Raw genomic sequence first — 14,727 nt, 5'->3', positions numbered from 1 at the left:
ACAATAGGCAGCGTGTCTGTCGCCGCCGTGTCGCCTCTCGATGTCGAGGAAGTCGACGAGACCCTCGATGACGATCGGCCGTGGGTCACCATTGTCTGGAACGACCCGATCAACCTGATGTCATACGTGACGTATGTCTTCCAGAAGCTCTTCGGCTACAGCAAGCCGAAGGCCACCAAGCTGATGCTCGACGTCCATCACAAGGGGCGGGCTTCGGTGGCCGTCGGCACCAGGGAGGAGATGGAAGCCGACGCCGAGCGCCTGCACGCCTACGGCCTGTGGGCGACGATCGCCCAGGACTGACCCGACCGGTGACCCGAGACCGGTGCCCGACCCGGGGCTCTTTCCGTCGCACCGGTGCCCTGCCGCCCGGAGCAGCCCGTGCGGCATGCCCTGGGTAGGCTGGCTGCGTCCGTGGTCGGACGGTTCAGACGGTCATGTGGGGCGGTCGTCCCGGGCGCACCGTCGCCGGGAGCGTGGGAGTGGGGGAACGGAGGGACGTGGCTGACGGCTTCCGCCGCACGCGTGCCGGGATCGAGCTGCGCCTTCCCCGGCTCGAGGCGGCGTTGCTGATCGAGCTCGTCGGCCAGATCGAGTCCCTGCTCGAACCGCCGCCGGTCGAGGACCCGCTGGAGGCGCTGGTGGGGTTGCGTGACACCGCGCCGCCGCCGCCGGACGATCCGGCGATCGCTCGTCTGCTTCCCGACCCCTACCCGGACGATCCGATGGCCTCCGGGGACTTCCGCCGCCGCCGGACGGACGATCTGCTCGCCCGCAAGCGTGACGCCGCTCGGCGGGTGCTGTCCGCTGTGCCGGCGCCTGGGAGGGCGCTCCTGCTCGATGAGGAGGCCGCTCAGGACTGGCTGACGACGCTGAACGACCTCCGGTTGGTGCTGGGAACCCGCCTCGGTCTCACCGACGACGACTCCACCGCGGAACTCGAACACCTCGACCCGGACGATTCCCGCCGCCCGCTCGTCGCGGTCTACGCGTTCCTGACCGAGCTGCTCGACGATCTGACCCGAGCTCTGGGGTAGTCGCGGGCGAAGGCCGACCCGAACCGCCCCTTCGGCGTCGTACGGTGGGCTCGTGCTGCGAATCGACCGTGCCTGCTATGAGGCGATCGTCGCCCATGCCCGTCGAGATCATCCCGACGAGGCCTGTGGCATCGTCGCCGGCTCCCTGGGGTCGGACCGGCCGAAGCGGTTCATCCCGATGGAGAACGCGGAGCGTTCGCCGACCTTTTACCGCTTCGACCCAATGGAGCAGCTCAAGGTGTGGCGGGAGATGGACGACCGGGACGAGGAGCCCGTCATCATCTACCACTCGCACACCGCAACCGAGGCGTACCCGTCCAGAACCGACGTGTCCCTCGCGGCCGAGCCGGGCGCGCACTACGTACTGGCCTCCACCCGGGAGCCGGACGTGACCGAGTTCCGGTCCTACCGGATCGTCGATGGCGTGGTCACCGAGGAGCCGGTGGAAATCGTCTGAGACGACCTGGTGTTGCAGATGACGCGGCGACGGACGATGACGCGGCGACGGACATGGTCCGGGAAGGGACATGGTCCGGGAAGATGGTGGACACGGTCCGGGAAGATGATGACTGCGGAGCCTTGGCACCCACGACTCGTCCGCTTGTCCGCCTGAGGTAGAACCCGCTGACGTGACACCCCGCCCATCCGGGCGGCGCCACCGCCGAGCCCGGCCGGTGGCACCCGCGAAAGGAGCACCATGGCAGTCCAGGTCCGTGTGCCGACGATCCTGCGTACCTACACGGGAGGTTCGAAGCTGGTCGAGGGCACGGGCGACACGGTCGCCGCGCTCTTCCTCGATCTCGACTCCCGGTACGCCGGGCTGCGGGGCCGGCTGGTGACCGGTGACAACGGTTCCGAGCTGCACCGCTTTGTCAACATCTACGTCAACGACGAGGACGTTCGTTTCCTCGGCGGTCTCGACGCCAAGCTCAGCGACGGCGACGAGGTCACCATCCTTCCCGCCGTCGCCGGCGGCTCCGTCGACGTCGGGGAGTTTCCGGGCAGCGCCGAAGTTCCGGGCAGCGCCGAAGTTCCGGGCAGCGCCGAAGTTCCGGGCAGCGAGGGGCTGGCCGTGCTGTCGCCTGGCATGTCGCCCGGGCGGCACTGACGCGAGCGACGGGTCCCGACTCATGCGCTTCTCCTCCCTGGCCGACTCCGTCGGCCGGACCCCGCTGGTCGGGCTTCCGCGACTGTCGCCGTCGCCGGATGCCCGGCTGTGGGCGAAGCTGGAACAGGACAACCCGACCGGTTCGATCAAGGACCGGGCGGCGCTGTGGATGATCGCCGACGGCGAGAAGCGCGGTCTGCTCACTCCGGGCGCGACCGTGCTCGAACCGACGTCCGGTAATACCGGGATCTCGCTGGCCATGGCCTGCCGTCAGCGGGGCTACCGGCTGATCTGTGTGATGCCGGAGAACACCTCGATCGAGCGCCGTCAGCTCCTGCAGATGTGGGGCGCCGAGATCAGGTTCTCGCCCGCCGCCGGCGGATCGAATGAGGCGGTCGCCGTCGCGAAGCGGCTGGCCGCTGAGAATCCCGACTGGGTGATGCTCTACCAGTACGGCAATCCGGCGAACGCCCAGGCGCACTATGAGACGACCGGGCCGGAGATTCTCGAGGACCTGCCCGAAATCACGCACTTCGTGGCGGGCCTCGGCACGACCGGAACCCTCATGGGAACCGGTCGTTACCTCAAGGAACGGGTGCCGGACATCTCGATCGTCGCGGCCGAACCGCGCTACGGCGAGCTGGTGTACGGGCTGCGCAACATCGACGAGGGGTTCGTTCCCGAACTGTACGACCCGTCGGTGCTCACCTCGCGATACTCGGTCGGTCCGCGGGAGGCGCTGCGCCGTACCCGCGAGCTGGTGCAGGAGGAGGGCATCTTCGCCGGGATCTCCACCGGGGCCATCCTGCACGCGGCGCTTGCGCAGGCCGAGCGGGCGGTCAAGGAGGGCAAGTCGGCCGATATAGTCCTGATCGTCTGTGACGGTGGCTGGAAGTATCTGTCCACCGGCGCCTACGCCGGCACCCTCGAAGAAGCCGAAGCCGCCCTGGAAGGGCAGCTGTGGGCCTAGCCCCGCATGGCGGCTTCGCCGCAATGCGGGGACCCCTGGCCTTGGGCGCCGTTCGGGGTTTCCGTCAGCTCGCCTTCGGCGAGCTTCCTGGGGGAGCCGTCGGGGGTGGTTGGCGGCTTCGCCGCAATGCGGGGACCCCGGGGCTTCGCCGCGATGCGGCGGTTCAGTCGGTGGCGGGGGTGGGTGGGGCGGCGAGGACCTCGCCGAGGACCAGGGCCAGTTCGCCGAAGGCTCGGCCGCGGTGGCTGATCGCATCCTTCTCCGCCGCGGACAGTTCGGCGTTCGTCCGGGTCTGACCGTCGGCCAGGAACAGTGGGTCGTAGCCGAAGCCGCCCACGCCGCGAGGTTCGGTCAGCAGGGTGCCACGTAGCTCGCCGTGGGCGACCTGTTCGACGCCGTCCGGGGTGACCAGGGCCGCCGCGCAGACGAAGGCGGCGCCGCGCCGGTCGGCCGGGACGTCGTCAAGCTGCGCGAGCAGCAGGGTGTTGTTGGCGGTGTCCCGTTCGACCCGGGTGCCGTCGCGCCAGCCCGACCATCGAGCCGAGCGCACCCCCGGCATCCCGGCCAGCTCGTCGACGGCGAGCCCGGAGTCGTCGGCGACCGCGGGCAGCCCGGTCTCCGCGACCGCCGCCCGCGCCTTGATCAGAGCGTTCTCGGCGAAGGTCGTCCCGGTCTCGGGCACCTCCTCGCCTGGCGGCAGGCCCACCAGCTCCACGGCCAGGCCGCTGGCCGCCAGGATGCGGCGCAGCTCCGCGAGCTTCGCCTCGTTGCGACTGGCGAGGACCACCTTCGTCGTCCGGGCCGATCCGTGGTGTTCGGCGCTCATCGAGCACCTCCCGGGCGGGGAGGCCCCGCCGGGACCGGGCCGCGCAACGCCTCGGTCTGGATCGCGGTGAGCTGAGCGCATCCACGCACTGCGAGGTCGAGCAGGCTGTCGAGCATCGTCCGGTCGAACGGGGTGCCCTCGGCGGTGCCCTGGACCTCGACGAAACCGTCCGCCCCGGTGCACACCACGTTCATGTCGGTGTCCGCGGTGGAATCCTCGCTGTAGGCCAGGTCGAGCATCGCCTCACCCTTGACCACGCCGACGCTGACCGCACTGACGCTCGTGATGATCGCATCGGGCCGGCCGAGCCAGCGGGCGGCGTCGACCAGCGCGACGTAGGCGCCGGTGATCGCGGCGGTGCGCGTGCCGCCGTCGGCGAGCAGCACGTCGCAGTCGATCGCAATGGTGTTCTCGCCGAGGGCCTTCAGGTCGATGCAGGCACGCAGGCTGCGGCCAATCAGTCGGGAGATCTCATGGGTCCGCCCGGAGATGCGGCCGCGCACGGACTCGCGATCGTTACGGGTGTCGGTGGCCCGTGGAAGCATGGAGTACTCGGCGGTCACCCAGCCCAGGCCGCTGCCCTTGCGCCAGCGCGGGACCCCCGTGGTCACCGAGGCCGCGCACAGCACCCTGGTCCGGCCCGCACTGATCAGCGCGGATCCCTCCGCGTGCTCCTGCCATCCCCGCAGGATCGTCACCTGCCGGAGTTCGTCCGGTCTCCTGCCATCCGCTCGTATCACGTCGCGACACTATCGGCCCAGGGTGACCCGGCCGCGCGCCGAGGTGCGGAGGTGCGGTCCGTCAGAGCTCCCAGAGCTCTCAGAGTTCATAGACGGTGCCGGGGCTCGCGAGGGTCAGCGGGCCGTCGTAGACGCCAGCCGCCTCCTCCTCGGAACGGGCGGCGTTCCCCCACGGGACAAGATGCGTGAGCACGAGCTGACCCACGCCGGCTCGCCGGGCGTGCTCGCCGGCCTCCCGGCCGGTCAGATGCAGGTCAGGGGGGTTGTCCTCCTCATCGAGGAACGACGCCTCGCAGAGGAAGAGATCGCTGTCGGTAGCGAGGCGGACCAGCCGGTCACACGCCCCGGTGTCGCCCGAGTAGGTCAGTACCCGATCGTCGGCGGTGAGGCGGATGCCATAGGCCTCCACCGGATGGGCCACCCGGGTGAGATCGATCCGGAACGGCCCGATGTGCAGGCGGCCGGCGCCGATGGTCCGGAAGTCGTAGATGTCGGCCAGGCTGTCGTCCGGCCATTTCTCGAACGCTCCGCACAGCCGTTCCTGGGTGTTGATCGGGCCGTAGACCGGGAGCTTGGGCGGCATGCCCTCCGGGTGGTACCGCCGCGCATAGGAGTTGGCCACCAGGTCCAGGCAGTGGTCGCCGTGCAGGTGGCTGAGCAGCACCGCGTCGATCTCACGCAGGTCGCAGTGCCGTTGCAGTTCGCCCATGGACCCGTTGCCCGCGTCGAGGACGAGCCGGAACCCGTCGTCCGACTCGACGAGGTAGGACGAACAGGCCGACGTCGGGCCGGGATACGTGCCTGAACAGCCGAGGATCGTCAGTTTCACCGTGGCACCACCGGGCTCTGCTGGGAGGAGGGTTCCTGGTCCGCCCCGGTTCGGGCGGCCCATACGGCTGGAGGCGTGACTGTGGCCCGCGCGGCGGGAACGGGCGGGGACACCGCCGCGACGCCGACGAGTTCGGGGCCGAGGAACCTGCGTCCCACCCGGCTGAACAAGGTTGGATCACCCGTGGTGAGGAACCGGTGGGTGGGCGGCGGAAGGTCCGGATCGCGGAAGAGTCCATGCCGGACAAGTACCCGGTAGGTGTCCTTGGCCGTCTCCTCGGCACTACTCACCAGAGTGACGCCCTCTCCCATCACGAGGCCGATGACCCCCGTCAGCAGTGGGTAATGTGTACATCCGAGTATCACCGTGTCCACGTTGGCTTCCTGCAATGGTGCGAGGTACGCCTCGGTCAGACCGAGCAACTGCCGCCCGCAGGTGATACCCCGCTCAACGAAGTCCACGAACGCCGGGCAGGCCGCACCGGTCAACTCCACGCCCGCGGCGGCGGTGAACGCGTCGTCGTAGGCGCGGCTGGCAATCGTCGCCAGCGTGCCGATGACGCCTACCCGCCCGCTGCGGGTCGCCGCGGCCGCTCGGCGGGTCGCCGGCATGATCACTTCGATGACTGGTATGTCGTAACGCTCCCGGGCGTCGCGCAGACAGGCGGCACTTGCCGTGTTGCAGGCGATGACCAGCAGCTTCACGCCCTCGTCCACGAGCCGGTCGAGGGCATCGAGGGCGTAGCGACGCACCTCGGCGATCCGCCGCGGACCGTAGGGTGCCCGAGCGGTGTCCCCGAGATACATCAGGGGCTCATGCGGAAGCTGGTCCAAAATGGCGCGCGCCACAGTCAGACCGCCCACCCCGCTGTCGAACACCCCGATCGGCGCGCCGCTCATGAGCGATCAGACTAAGCCGGAAACCCGATGCTCACCCTGTGGCTGTTGTCACGGAACCATTGTCCGGTCCCGGACAGTCCTCGCGCGTCCGACATAGGACCATCTCGCCTCGCTGAGCTGGGCGCATCGCTGTGCGTCATACCTCGTTGTTTACCCAGGTGAAGGCGTCCGCGTGCCGCGAGGGGCCGAGGTGTGGCCGGCTCGACATCCGGGGATCGTCCCGGTCTGCTGGATCATCCGATGACCTTCGCCTGGTCCGGAACGCGATCTTTCATCGATGTATCGCGGGAAATGCGTGGTCCGTCTGTCGATCGTCCACGAGGAGCCGTGCCCGGGTGGGTATGCCATACGGGTACAGGCACGCCAAACGGAGTGTAGGCTAGAACTGCCTGTAATCGATCAGTGACTACTAGCTATCGAACAGGTATGTTGAGGACGCGGCTGAGGTGTCCGGGTCGTTCCCATCCGTCCCCGATTCGAGGCACCCCAGTCGCATCCTCGATGTCTCCAGGCGTCTTCCAGGCCGCCTCCAAGCCGTCCCCGGGGTGTCGACGCAACGTGGTTCCCGACGTCTCCCCGCGCTTCTACGATGACGTCACGCGGTGGTCTTGCCATCGTCCGGCCGTGCAGTCATCCAGGGAGATCAGGGGACGTCAGCACGTGACCACGCACGGAGGGTCGCGGTCGGGTGGCTCTTCGAGCACTCAAGATCGTCCCATGGCGTGAGGACGGACGGTGTAAGCGGGATACACGGCACCAAACTGTCCTCTGCCTTGTCGGGTTGACGTCGATCGGGGGCATCGCTGGCCGTACGGCGATAGGAACATGTCCATGGCCCGGCTCCTCGCGGCGATCTCCACGGGCGTCGCCCTCCTGGTGGGAGGGTTGACGGCGCTTGCCGTCATGCTGCCGCCCGAGTACGGCTATCTGGTTCCGATTGTCATTATCCTCGTTGTCGTGGGGGTCAACATCACTGCCTGGCTTGTGATCCCGCGTGTCGTCGGCCCGGCGTCGGCGTCGGCGTCGGCGTCCGTGCACCGCTCGATACCGGAGAATCGTCCGATGGGTGGCTCGTTCGTGTTCGGTCGTGGTGAGTTCGACTGGGCGCGTTCGGACGCATCCGATGCCTCCGTCGAGTCCTCGTCGGACAACTGGTCGTCGAGCTGGGACTACGCCGGCGGGGACGGTCCGGACGGCAGCGACGACGAGAGCGGTTTCGACGACGACCGCTGGTATGGCTCCGCGGTCCGCCGTGGCGCGGGTTTCCCGCCGCCCGCTCTTACCGGAGTATCCATGTCCGGCCTGCTGTCCGCCGACACCGGACAGCATCACCGGGCCACGCAGTCCGGCCCGGTGCCGGCGGAGCCAGAGAAGCACCACGACGACAGCCGCCAGCCGTAGCGATGCCCAGTGGGGACTGACCGGCCAGGGCGGCGTTCCTCCGGCCGGGCACATCCCGTCCGTGCTGTGCTCGGTACGGTCGTTGAGGTCGGTACGGTGCAGCGCGGTGCGGTGGCGGCCCGGCACCGTGGATCAGGCGAGCCCGGCGCGCCGGCGGGCCGTCTCGGTCACCGCGGCCCAGTCCTGGTCGGTCTGGCCATGCGCCAGCGCGTCGACGAAGGCGTCCCGCAGCACGCCGCCGAAGGGCAGCGGAACGTTCCGTTCCAGCCCTGAGGCCAGCGCGAGCTGGACGTCCTTCAACCCGAGCGGGAGACGGAAGTTGACGGGCTCGTAGTCCCGGTTTCCGATCATGCGGCCATAGCCGGTGAAGACCGGGCCGGTAAACAGGTTGTCGGTGAGCACTTCGATGAACGTGGCCGGGTTCATCCCGCCGGCCTCGATGACGGCGCTCGCCTCCGCCATCGCCTCGATGCTGCAGGCGATCAGATAGTTACCCAGGATCTTCACCAGGTTGGCGTGCTCCGGCGCATCGCCGACCGTCCAGGTTCGCCGGCCGAGGACGTCGAACAGGGGCTGAACCTCGGCGATCGTGTCCGGATCGCCGCTGGTCACGATGGTGAGGTTGCCGGCGCGGGCGGCGTCGGTCCGGCCGAAGACGGGAGCCGCGAGGTAGCGCAGCCCGTGCTCGGCGTGCTCACGCCGGGCCTGGATCGCCAGCGCGGTGCTGACGGTGGCCATATTCACATGCAGTGCTCCGGCCGGCGCGGCGGTCAGTACCCGCGGATCGAGCAGGCGGTCGGTGACGGCCTGGTCGTCCGCCAACATGCTGAGGACGATTCCGGTGGCGAACGCCTCGGAGATGCTGGCGGGCACCGCACCGGCGGCGGCCAGCTCGGTGACGGGATCCGGTGAGCGGTTCCAGGCCAGTACGGTGTGGCCGGCGTCGATCAGATTGCGCGCCATGGCGCTGCCCATTCCGCCAAGTCCGATGAAACCGATTTTCATGCGTCACCCTCCTGGCCTGGTCGGCGGACGGTCCGCCGACGCGGGTTTCCTGCCCGGCTGGGCTGGGCCAAGTGGCATCGGCCGCTCCAGCCCAGGGCGGGTGAAGAACGGACCGGCAGGTGCCGGGTCCTCAGGCGCCTGTCATCGTAGGAAGCCCGGTGCCCGAGGTCAGTGTGATGAACTCGATACGCGGGGGACCGGTGAGCAGATCCTGCCGCTCGGCGACGAAATGGTGGATGTGCGGCTGGTTCTCATGATCCTCGAACGCCTCGCGGTCGCGGTAGAGCTCGTAGAAGAGCCGGGCATTGTCGTCGCCGACCACCCGATGGGTAGTGTAGATCAAGGTCCCGGGTTCGTGGGCGGCGATCAGCGGCACCGTCTCGGCCACCAACGCGTCGAACGCGTCCGCCGTGTCCGGGCGTACCTCGAACCGCACCGTCAGACCGAACATGGATCTCCTCCTCAGGGTGTTGCGACAGGGACATGGCGGGGCGCTGTCGCTTCGCGACGTACTGTCACCGTATCCGGGAGATCACTCTAATGGTGGCCTGAGAGCCCGGCCACATCGATGCGGCCTGAGATCGGCCGCCTTGTGTAGTCCGGGACGGGCCATCCGGACCTTGACGGCAGGAGGCCGATGTACAGCAGATTCTGTCGACCAAAGACGATATGGACGTCATGAACGGTACCCGATGGTATTCCTTCAAGGCTGGATCTGGTGGATGACGGGCATGGTCTCCCGGCCGGCCTAGCGATTCGCGGCCGGCGGGCCACAGCCTGATTTCTTCCATCGACTCGTGGTTCAAATTCGAGACGACTCGTGTTCACCGACCTGTGAATGGAAATCCCTTGACGGCTGGCCGCTGCACCGCACTCCGGCGGGATGTAGGCAAGGTCGGCGCCCTGTTGCTCTGATGATTCAGGAGACTTGCATGGTCTACGTCCAGCCGTATGCTGTCGACTCCGCCGGGCGTGGTCTCTTCGCGGTTCGATACGGCGTCGGACCGACAATGCGGAATCGAGGATGGCGCGGAGTGAAATCTCGTCTCACATGGTCCCGTTCGGCTGCGCTTGTGGCCGCGACAGCCCTGACCGTCGGGCTTGGCTACGGCCTTCCGGCGGTCGCGGATCCGGGTGGCGCGGCAGCCCAGTCGGGTGCGGCGGCCGTCCAGACGGCGAGCTCGGTGCGGGCGGCCACGGTCTCGCGGTGCTCGGGTCCCAACGCCCGTTCGAACAGCGCCAGTACCGCGGCAAACTGGTCTCGGGCACCCGCGGGATCCCCCGCCTCCCCGGTCCAGTGGGCGAGGTTGCGCTGGTCGAGCAACGTGTCCGGATGGTCGGGGCCGAGGACCCGCCGGTGGATCAGGAGCAGGGCGGCGTACTGGTCACGGGCCATCGCGGGGTCTCCCGCCTGACCCACCCAGTAGGCGAAGTTACCCCGGGCGACCAAGGTCGCGGGATGCTCGGGACCCGAGACCCGCTCACGGATCGGCAGTAACTGTGCGTACTGGTCGCGGGCGGCGGCCGGGTCACCCGCCTTGCCGGTCCACCAGGCGAGGTTGGTGCGGACCCACAGCGTGCCGTGATGCTCCGCGCCGGACACCCGCTCATGGACGGTGAGCAGCGCCGAGCACAGGTCGCGCGCGGCCGCGGGATCCCCGGCCTCCCCGATCCAACGGGCGTACTGGTCACGGGATTCGAGAACATCCGGGTGTTCCGGTCCCAGCACCCGTTCCCTGATCGGCAGAAACGCGGCGTAGTGAGCGCACGCGCCCGCCACGTCGCCGGCCTGCCCGGTCCAGAACCCGAGATTCGCCCAGACATACAGGGTCTCCGGATCATCCTCACCCGCGACGCGTCGCCACCGGGGCAGGATGGACAGGCACAGGTCGCGCGCGCCGGGCCAGTCGCCGGCCTGCCCGGTCCAGTCCGCGAGACGGGCCGCGACCAGCAGGGTCTGCCGGTCGTCGGCGCCCAGGGCTCGGTCGCAGACGGGCAGCAACGCCGCGAGCATGTCGCGCGCGCCTCCCGGATCCCCCGCCTCCCCGGTCCAGTTGGCGACGGCGGCACGCGTACGCAGAGCCGCGGGATGCTCGGCGCCCAGCCGTGCCACGGTGTCGTTGTGGACGTCCTCCTGCACGATCTTCGCCGTCCGGTAGTCACCACTGGCGTCGAGATACTCGAGCAGTTTCAGGACGCCGGGACGGTCCGGACGGAACACGATACGTGCGTGGGGGACCAGCATGGCGTAGACAGGCCACGTCCCGGACCGGTGGGGTTCATCCGGCAGTGCGGCCTCCACCAGGGCCACCACCACGCCGCGCAGGACGTCGCGACGTTCCTCGGGCAGCTGACCGGCGATGACTGCCCCGACGAGGCGGTGCAGCTGAATCGTGTTCCCGCTCCGGCGGGCCAGGGAGTAGGCCAGCGCGTCACCGACCACATCGTCGAGGTCGAGCCGGGGATGGGTACCGGCGCACGCCTGCGCCAACGGGCCGTCGAGAAGATCGGGATGGTCATCGAACAGGGCCAACGGGATCGGTTCGGGAGCCAGCAGCGCGCACAGCGTCAGCAGCTGCACGGTGGCCGGGGCGTCGGCCCGCAGCCGTTCCAGAGCCATGGACCAAGCGGTGGCGATGGTGCCGGCATAGAGGGGATCGCCCCCTTTGCCCAGCAGCGTCGTACGCCGGGTACGGAACTTCGCAAGGTAACTGGCCGGATCCGTCCGGGTCGTGGTGAGGTAGCCGGCGGCCTGCGCCAACGCCAGAGGCAGGTCACCCAACTCGGCAGCCAGCGCGTCGGCTACCGCCGCGTTCAGGCCGGGAAGACGGCGGGTCAGGAACGCCACCGCCTCAGCCCGTTCAAACACGTCCACGTCGACCGCGGCGGCGAGTGCCTCCCAGCCCGGATTCCGGGACGTGATCAGCACATGGCCCGGTCCGCTTGGCAGCCAGTCCCGCAAGGCGACGGGATCCTCGGCGTTGTCGAACACCACCAGCCACCCCACCCGACGGCCTAGGGCTGCGAGCACGATGGCCGCGATGTCGGATACCGCTCCATCGGTCGACAGACCCAGCGGGCCCGCGAGCGCGGCGAACTTCTCGCCGACCAGGAGGGTCTGTTCCGCGTCGATCCACCAGACCAATGTGTACTCGGCGGCGTGCCGATGGGCGTACTCGACGGCCAACTGGGTCTTGCCCACCCCGCCCATGCCGTGCAGGGTGGTCACCGCCACCGGCCCCGACCCCAGCTCGGTGCGGATCTGGTCGAGCTGGGACTGGCGGCCGGTGAAATGCCGGTTGCGACTCGGCACGTTCCACACATCGGGCAGCCGCCCGGGGAACGTCGGCTCCATCCCCGTCGCGGTGACCATCGGTTGGGCGGGCCCGCCGGGAAAGACCGGCTCCACCGCCGGCTTACTCCGCTCCCCACGTGCCGCGGCCACCAGCCGCCCGGCCGCGATGTCCCGGTCGAGGCCGAACAGGTCCACGCTGACCAGCTGACCCAGCAGCCCCGGCCGATCACATTCCTCCACTCGGAACACCAGCAGCTTGCGCGCCCGCCCGGACGGGTCGGCGGCCCAGGCGGCCTGCCACTCCGCCTCCGCGAACGCCGAGGACAGGTACGCCGTCGACAGCACCGCGATCGTGCGGGCCGCGACCTGTGCCGCCTGATGCATCTCGGTGACGAAATGACTACCCGCGTTGAAGTCCCAGGTCTGGATCCGCACCCGGTAGCCGGCGTCCTCCAACACCCAGGCGATCCACTCCGCCCATCCCTGATCGGCCCCGGTGTAGGAGACGAAGAAATCCACCCCCGACGATGGCGACCTTGCCGCACCCTGCACCGCGCCGCCGCCTGACGCCGGGACCCTCGTGCCCATAGCCGCACAGCCTGCCACAGTAGCCACGGATCGTCACAACCCAGGCGCGTACCGGACAGCCGAACGGGCTGACACCCGGGGTGTGTAAGAACAACGGTGTAACCCCGATCAAGGAGTGACACCTGATGACGATCACCACAGACGCAGCGGACACTGCTGTGGTGTCCCTGGAGGAGTCGGCCGCTGGACGGCCCCGCGCGTCGAAGGCGAAGGCTGCGCCAGCGGGGATCGATCCCGCGTTGGTCGCGCAGCTGGTGACCCAGGCCCGTGAGCAGGGGGTGCGGCTGTCCGGCGAGGGTGGCCTGCTCCAGCAGCTGACGAAGGTCGTGCTGGAGTCCGCCCTCGAGGGCGAGATCACCGGGCGGCCTCGTGAGTGCCGGCCGTCAGGGCAGCGTCCGGAAGGACGCTTCCGGCAGGTGGTTCTTCGTCGTCGACATCACCGCAGCGGGTGGGCCGCGTCGGCAGGCGAGACGGCGTGGGTTCGCGACCAAGAAGGCGGCACAGGCGGCGCTGACGGGGTTTCTCGGCAAGCTCGCGGCCGGCACGTACGTCGAGCCGTCCCGGCTGACCGTTCGGGAGTTCATCGAGACGCGCTGGCTCCCGGCAGTGGAAGGTGAGCTGCGGCCGTCGACCCTGGCGTCATGCCGGCGGAACCTGCGGCTGCATGTCCTGTCCCGGCTCGGCGGGGTGCGGCTCCAGCTCCTTGACACGGCTACCCTGCAAGCCCTCTAGGCCGAGTTGCTCCGGGCTGGCCGGGCTGACCATGCCCGGGGGCACGGACTGTCGCCGCGGACCGTGCTCTACATCCACACGATCCTTCGGGATGCGCTGAAGACGGCAGTCGAATGGGACCTGATCCCACGCAACCCGGCGGACCGGACCAAGCCGCCGCGGCGGAAGGCCCAGGCCGAGCGGCACACGAAGATCCGCACCTGGACGAACGCCGAACTCCGGACCTTCCTCGACGCCACCCGCGACGAACCGACCTACGCCCAGCGCCTCACCTCGCCACCACCGGCGTGCGGCGAGGTGAGGCGCTGGGGCTCGCCTGGTCGGCGGTGGATCTGGACGCGGGGCGCATCTCGATCCGCCGGACGCTCGTCAACGTCACCACGTCTGACACCGGCCGGGTGCCGGTGTTCAGCGACCCGAAGACCGTACGCGGCACGCGGGTCATCGCCCTGGACACGGCCACCGTAACGGCGCTGCGTGACCTGCGCGAGAGCAAGCTGAAGGAGCTGGCGTTGCTCGGCAGGGAGCCAGAGGCCGATCTTGTCTTCACCCACTGGGACGGCCGGGCCATGCACCCGGAACGGAACTCCCGCGCGTTCCTCCGGCGGGTGAGGCGCCTCGGCCTGCCGGTCATCCGGCTGCACAACCTGCGGCACACCTGGGCAACCCTCGCGCTCGCGAGCAACGTGCATCCCAAGGTCGTCTCCGAGCGGCTGGGGCACGCCAGCATCACGATCACCTGGAGATCTACAGCCACGTTCTGCCCGGCATGCACTCCGATGCCGCGGAAGTCGTCGCCGGGCTCATCCTCGGCACTGGCGGGCAGGCCGACGAGGACCAGGCGGACCGGCCCGACGGCGGTGGCGACGCGACCGACTCGGACGACTCCGATGGCCTGGGTGATGACGATGCGGAACCGGGTGCGCCTGCGTCAGACTGCCCGGCCACCGGCCCGCGGACTCCTCGTCCGTCCACTTCGGTCACGGCCCGGTCGTGACCAATCTGTGACCAAACGGGCCCAAACGATCAGAGGAGGAACGGTGGGCGAGCATCTGACCTGCGAGAACGCTGCCGTTCAACGGGTGCGGGAGGGGGGACTTGAACCCCCACGCCCGAAGGCGGCAGATCCTAAGTCTGCTGCGTCTGCCATTCCGCCACTCCCGCGTCACCTCCAGAGTAGCGATCGCCTCACCTGGGGGGCGCTCCGCCTCCCGCCGGGTTATGCCCCGCATCCTCACCAGGACCGCGGACAACCGCGGACAACAGTGGACAACCGCGGACAACAGTGGGCAGCCGT

14 protein-coding genes, 1 tRNA gene and 2 pseudogenes are annotated in these 14,727 nt (G+C 69.2%); 9 read left to right on the top strand and 8 right to left on the bottom strand.

Going from position 1 to position 14,727, the window contains the following annotated elements; translation table 11 throughout:
- The first annotated feature begins 12 nt into the window (after positions 1-12).
- From clpS to BMG523DRAFT_RS08125, 5 genes are all read left to right on the top strand, one after another.
- Complete coding sequence (gene clpS / locus BMG523DRAFT_RS08145; RefSeq protein ID WP_023841213.1) at positions 13-303, top strand: ATP-dependent Clp protease adapter ClpS; 291 nt, start codon at positions 13-15, stop codon at positions 301-303.
- 197 nt (positions 304-500) lie between these two features.
- Complete coding sequence (locus BMG523DRAFT_RS08140; RefSeq protein ID WP_232235102.1) at positions 501-1,037, top strand: DUF2017 domain-containing protein; 537 nt, start codon at positions 501-503, stop codon at positions 1,035-1,037.
- Positions 1,038-1,089: 52 nt separating this feature from the next.
- Positions 1,090-1,494, top strand: coding sequence for a Mov34/MPN/PAD-1 family protein (locus BMG523DRAFT_RS08135; protein ID WP_011435319.1), 405 nt, complete (start codon positions 1,090-1,092; stop codon positions 1,492-1,494).
- A 240-nt stretch (positions 1,495-1,734) separates the two neighbouring features.
- Complete coding sequence (locus BMG523DRAFT_RS08130; protein ID WP_043590796.1) at positions 1,735-2,145, top strand: MoaD/ThiS family protein; 411 nt, start codon at positions 1,735-1,737, stop codon at positions 2,143-2,145.
- Between the two features lie 22 nt (positions 2,146-2,167).
- The gene (locus tag BMG523DRAFT_RS08125; RefSeq protein WP_011435321.1) at positions 2,168-3,115 is read left to right on the top strand and encodes a PLP-dependent cysteine synthase family protein; all 948 of its coding nucleotides are present in this window, start codon (positions 2,168-2,170) and stop codon (positions 3,113-3,115) included.
- A gap of 163 nt (positions 3,116-3,278) precedes the next feature.
- Here the strand turns inward: BMG523DRAFT_RS08125 and rdgB are convergent, their stop codons facing one another.
- The 4 genes from rdgB to murI form a co-directional block, all read right to left on the bottom strand.
- Positions 3,279-3,941 carry an RdgB/HAM1 family non-canonical purine NTP pyrophosphatase gene (gene rdgB / locus BMG523DRAFT_RS08120; RefSeq protein WP_023842096.1) on the bottom strand — a complete coding sequence of 221 codons (663 nt, stop codon included), beginning with the start codon at positions 3,939-3,941 and terminating at the stop codon, positions 3,279-3,281.
- Positions 3,938-4,681, bottom strand: a complete 744-nt coding sequence (rph, locus tag BMG523DRAFT_RS08115; protein WP_011435323.1) for a ribonuclease PH — start codon at positions 4,679-4,681, stop codon at positions 3,938-3,940. Before rph ends, rdgB begins: the two co-directional genes overlap by 4 nt.
- A 79-nt stretch (positions 4,682-4,760) precedes the next feature.
- Positions 4,761-5,510, bottom strand: a complete 750-nt coding sequence (locus BMG523DRAFT_RS08110; RefSeq protein WP_023842098.1) for an MBL fold metallo-hydrolase — start codon at positions 5,508-5,510, stop codon at positions 4,761-4,763.
- The gene (murI, locus tag BMG523DRAFT_RS08105; RefSeq protein ID WP_023842099.1) at positions 5,507-6,409 is read right to left on the bottom strand and encodes a glutamate racemase; all 903 of its coding nucleotides are present in this window, start codon (positions 6,407-6,409) and stop codon (positions 5,507-5,509) included. Before murI ends, BMG523DRAFT_RS08110 begins: the two co-directional genes overlap by 4 nt.
- A gap of 831 nt (positions 6,410-7,240) precedes the next feature.
- On the opposite strand from murI, the gene BMG523DRAFT_RS25870 reads away from it, so the two are divergent.
- Positions 7,241-7,810 (top strand): hypothetical protein, encoded by a 570-nt coding sequence (locus tag BMG523DRAFT_RS25870; protein ID WP_011435326.1) that lies wholly within the window; start codon positions 7,241-7,243, stop codon positions 7,808-7,810.
- Positions 7,811-7,942: 132 nt separating this feature from the next.
- Here BMG523DRAFT_RS25870 and BMG523DRAFT_RS08095 read toward each other — a convergent pair whose 3' ends face one another.
- The 3 genes from BMG523DRAFT_RS08095 to fxsT all read right to left on the bottom strand — a co-directional run bounded on the left by BMG523DRAFT_RS08095 (position 7,943) and on the right by fxsT (position 12,698).
- Positions 7,943-8,815: an NAD(P)-dependent oxidoreductase gene (locus BMG523DRAFT_RS08095; protein WP_011435327.1), complete on the bottom strand. Its 873-nt coding sequence runs from the start codon at positions 8,813-8,815 to the stop codon at positions 7,943-7,945.
- Between the two features lie 130 nt (positions 8,816-8,945).
- Positions 8,946-9,266 (bottom strand): putative quinol monooxygenase, encoded by a 321-nt coding sequence (locus BMG523DRAFT_RS08090; RefSeq protein ID WP_011435328.1) that lies wholly within the window; start codon positions 9,264-9,266, stop codon positions 8,946-8,948.
- A 654-nt stretch (positions 9,267-9,920) separates the two neighbouring features.
- Positions 9,921-12,698: an FxSxx-COOH system tetratricopeptide repeat protein gene (gene fxsT / locus BMG523DRAFT_RS08085; protein ID WP_023842100.1), complete on the bottom strand. Its 2,778-nt coding sequence runs from the start codon at positions 12,696-12,698 to the stop codon at positions 9,921-9,923.
- Between the two features lie 125 nt (positions 12,699-12,823).
- On the opposite strand from fxsT, the pseudogene BMG523DRAFT_RS27290 reads away from it, so the two are divergent.
- The 3 genes and pseudogenes from BMG523DRAFT_RS27290 to BMG523DRAFT_RS27285 all read left to right on the top strand — a co-directional run.
- Positions 12,824-13,057, top strand: a pseudogene (locus BMG523DRAFT_RS27290) (IS256 family transposase); the annotation flags it as partial.
- Between the two features lie 10 nt (positions 13,058-13,067).
- Positions 13,068-13,430 (top strand): Arm DNA-binding domain-containing protein, encoded by a 363-nt coding sequence (locus BMG523DRAFT_RS08080; protein WP_011435330.1) that lies wholly within the window; start codon positions 13,068-13,070, stop codon positions 13,428-13,430.
- Between the two features lie 113 nt (positions 13,431-13,543).
- A pseudogene (locus tag BMG523DRAFT_RS27285) lies at positions 13,544-14,158 on the top strand (site-specific integrase); the annotation flags it as partial.
- A 355-nt stretch (positions 14,159-14,513) separates the two neighbouring features.
- Here the strand turns inward: BMG523DRAFT_RS27285 and BMG523DRAFT_RS08065 are convergent.
- Positions 14,514-14,594 (bottom strand) — tRNA-Leu (locus BMG523DRAFT_RS08065).
- Positions 14,595-14,727 lie beyond the last annotated feature (133 nt).

This window comes from Frankia sp. BMG5.23 (genome assembly GCF_000685765.2).
Lineage (GTDB): Bacteria > Actinomycetota > Actinomycetes > Frankiales > Frankiaceae > Frankia > Frankia casuarinae.
The sequence above is the reverse complement of the archived record's forward strand: the minus strand, read 5'-3'. Positions and strand labels throughout refer to the sequence as shown.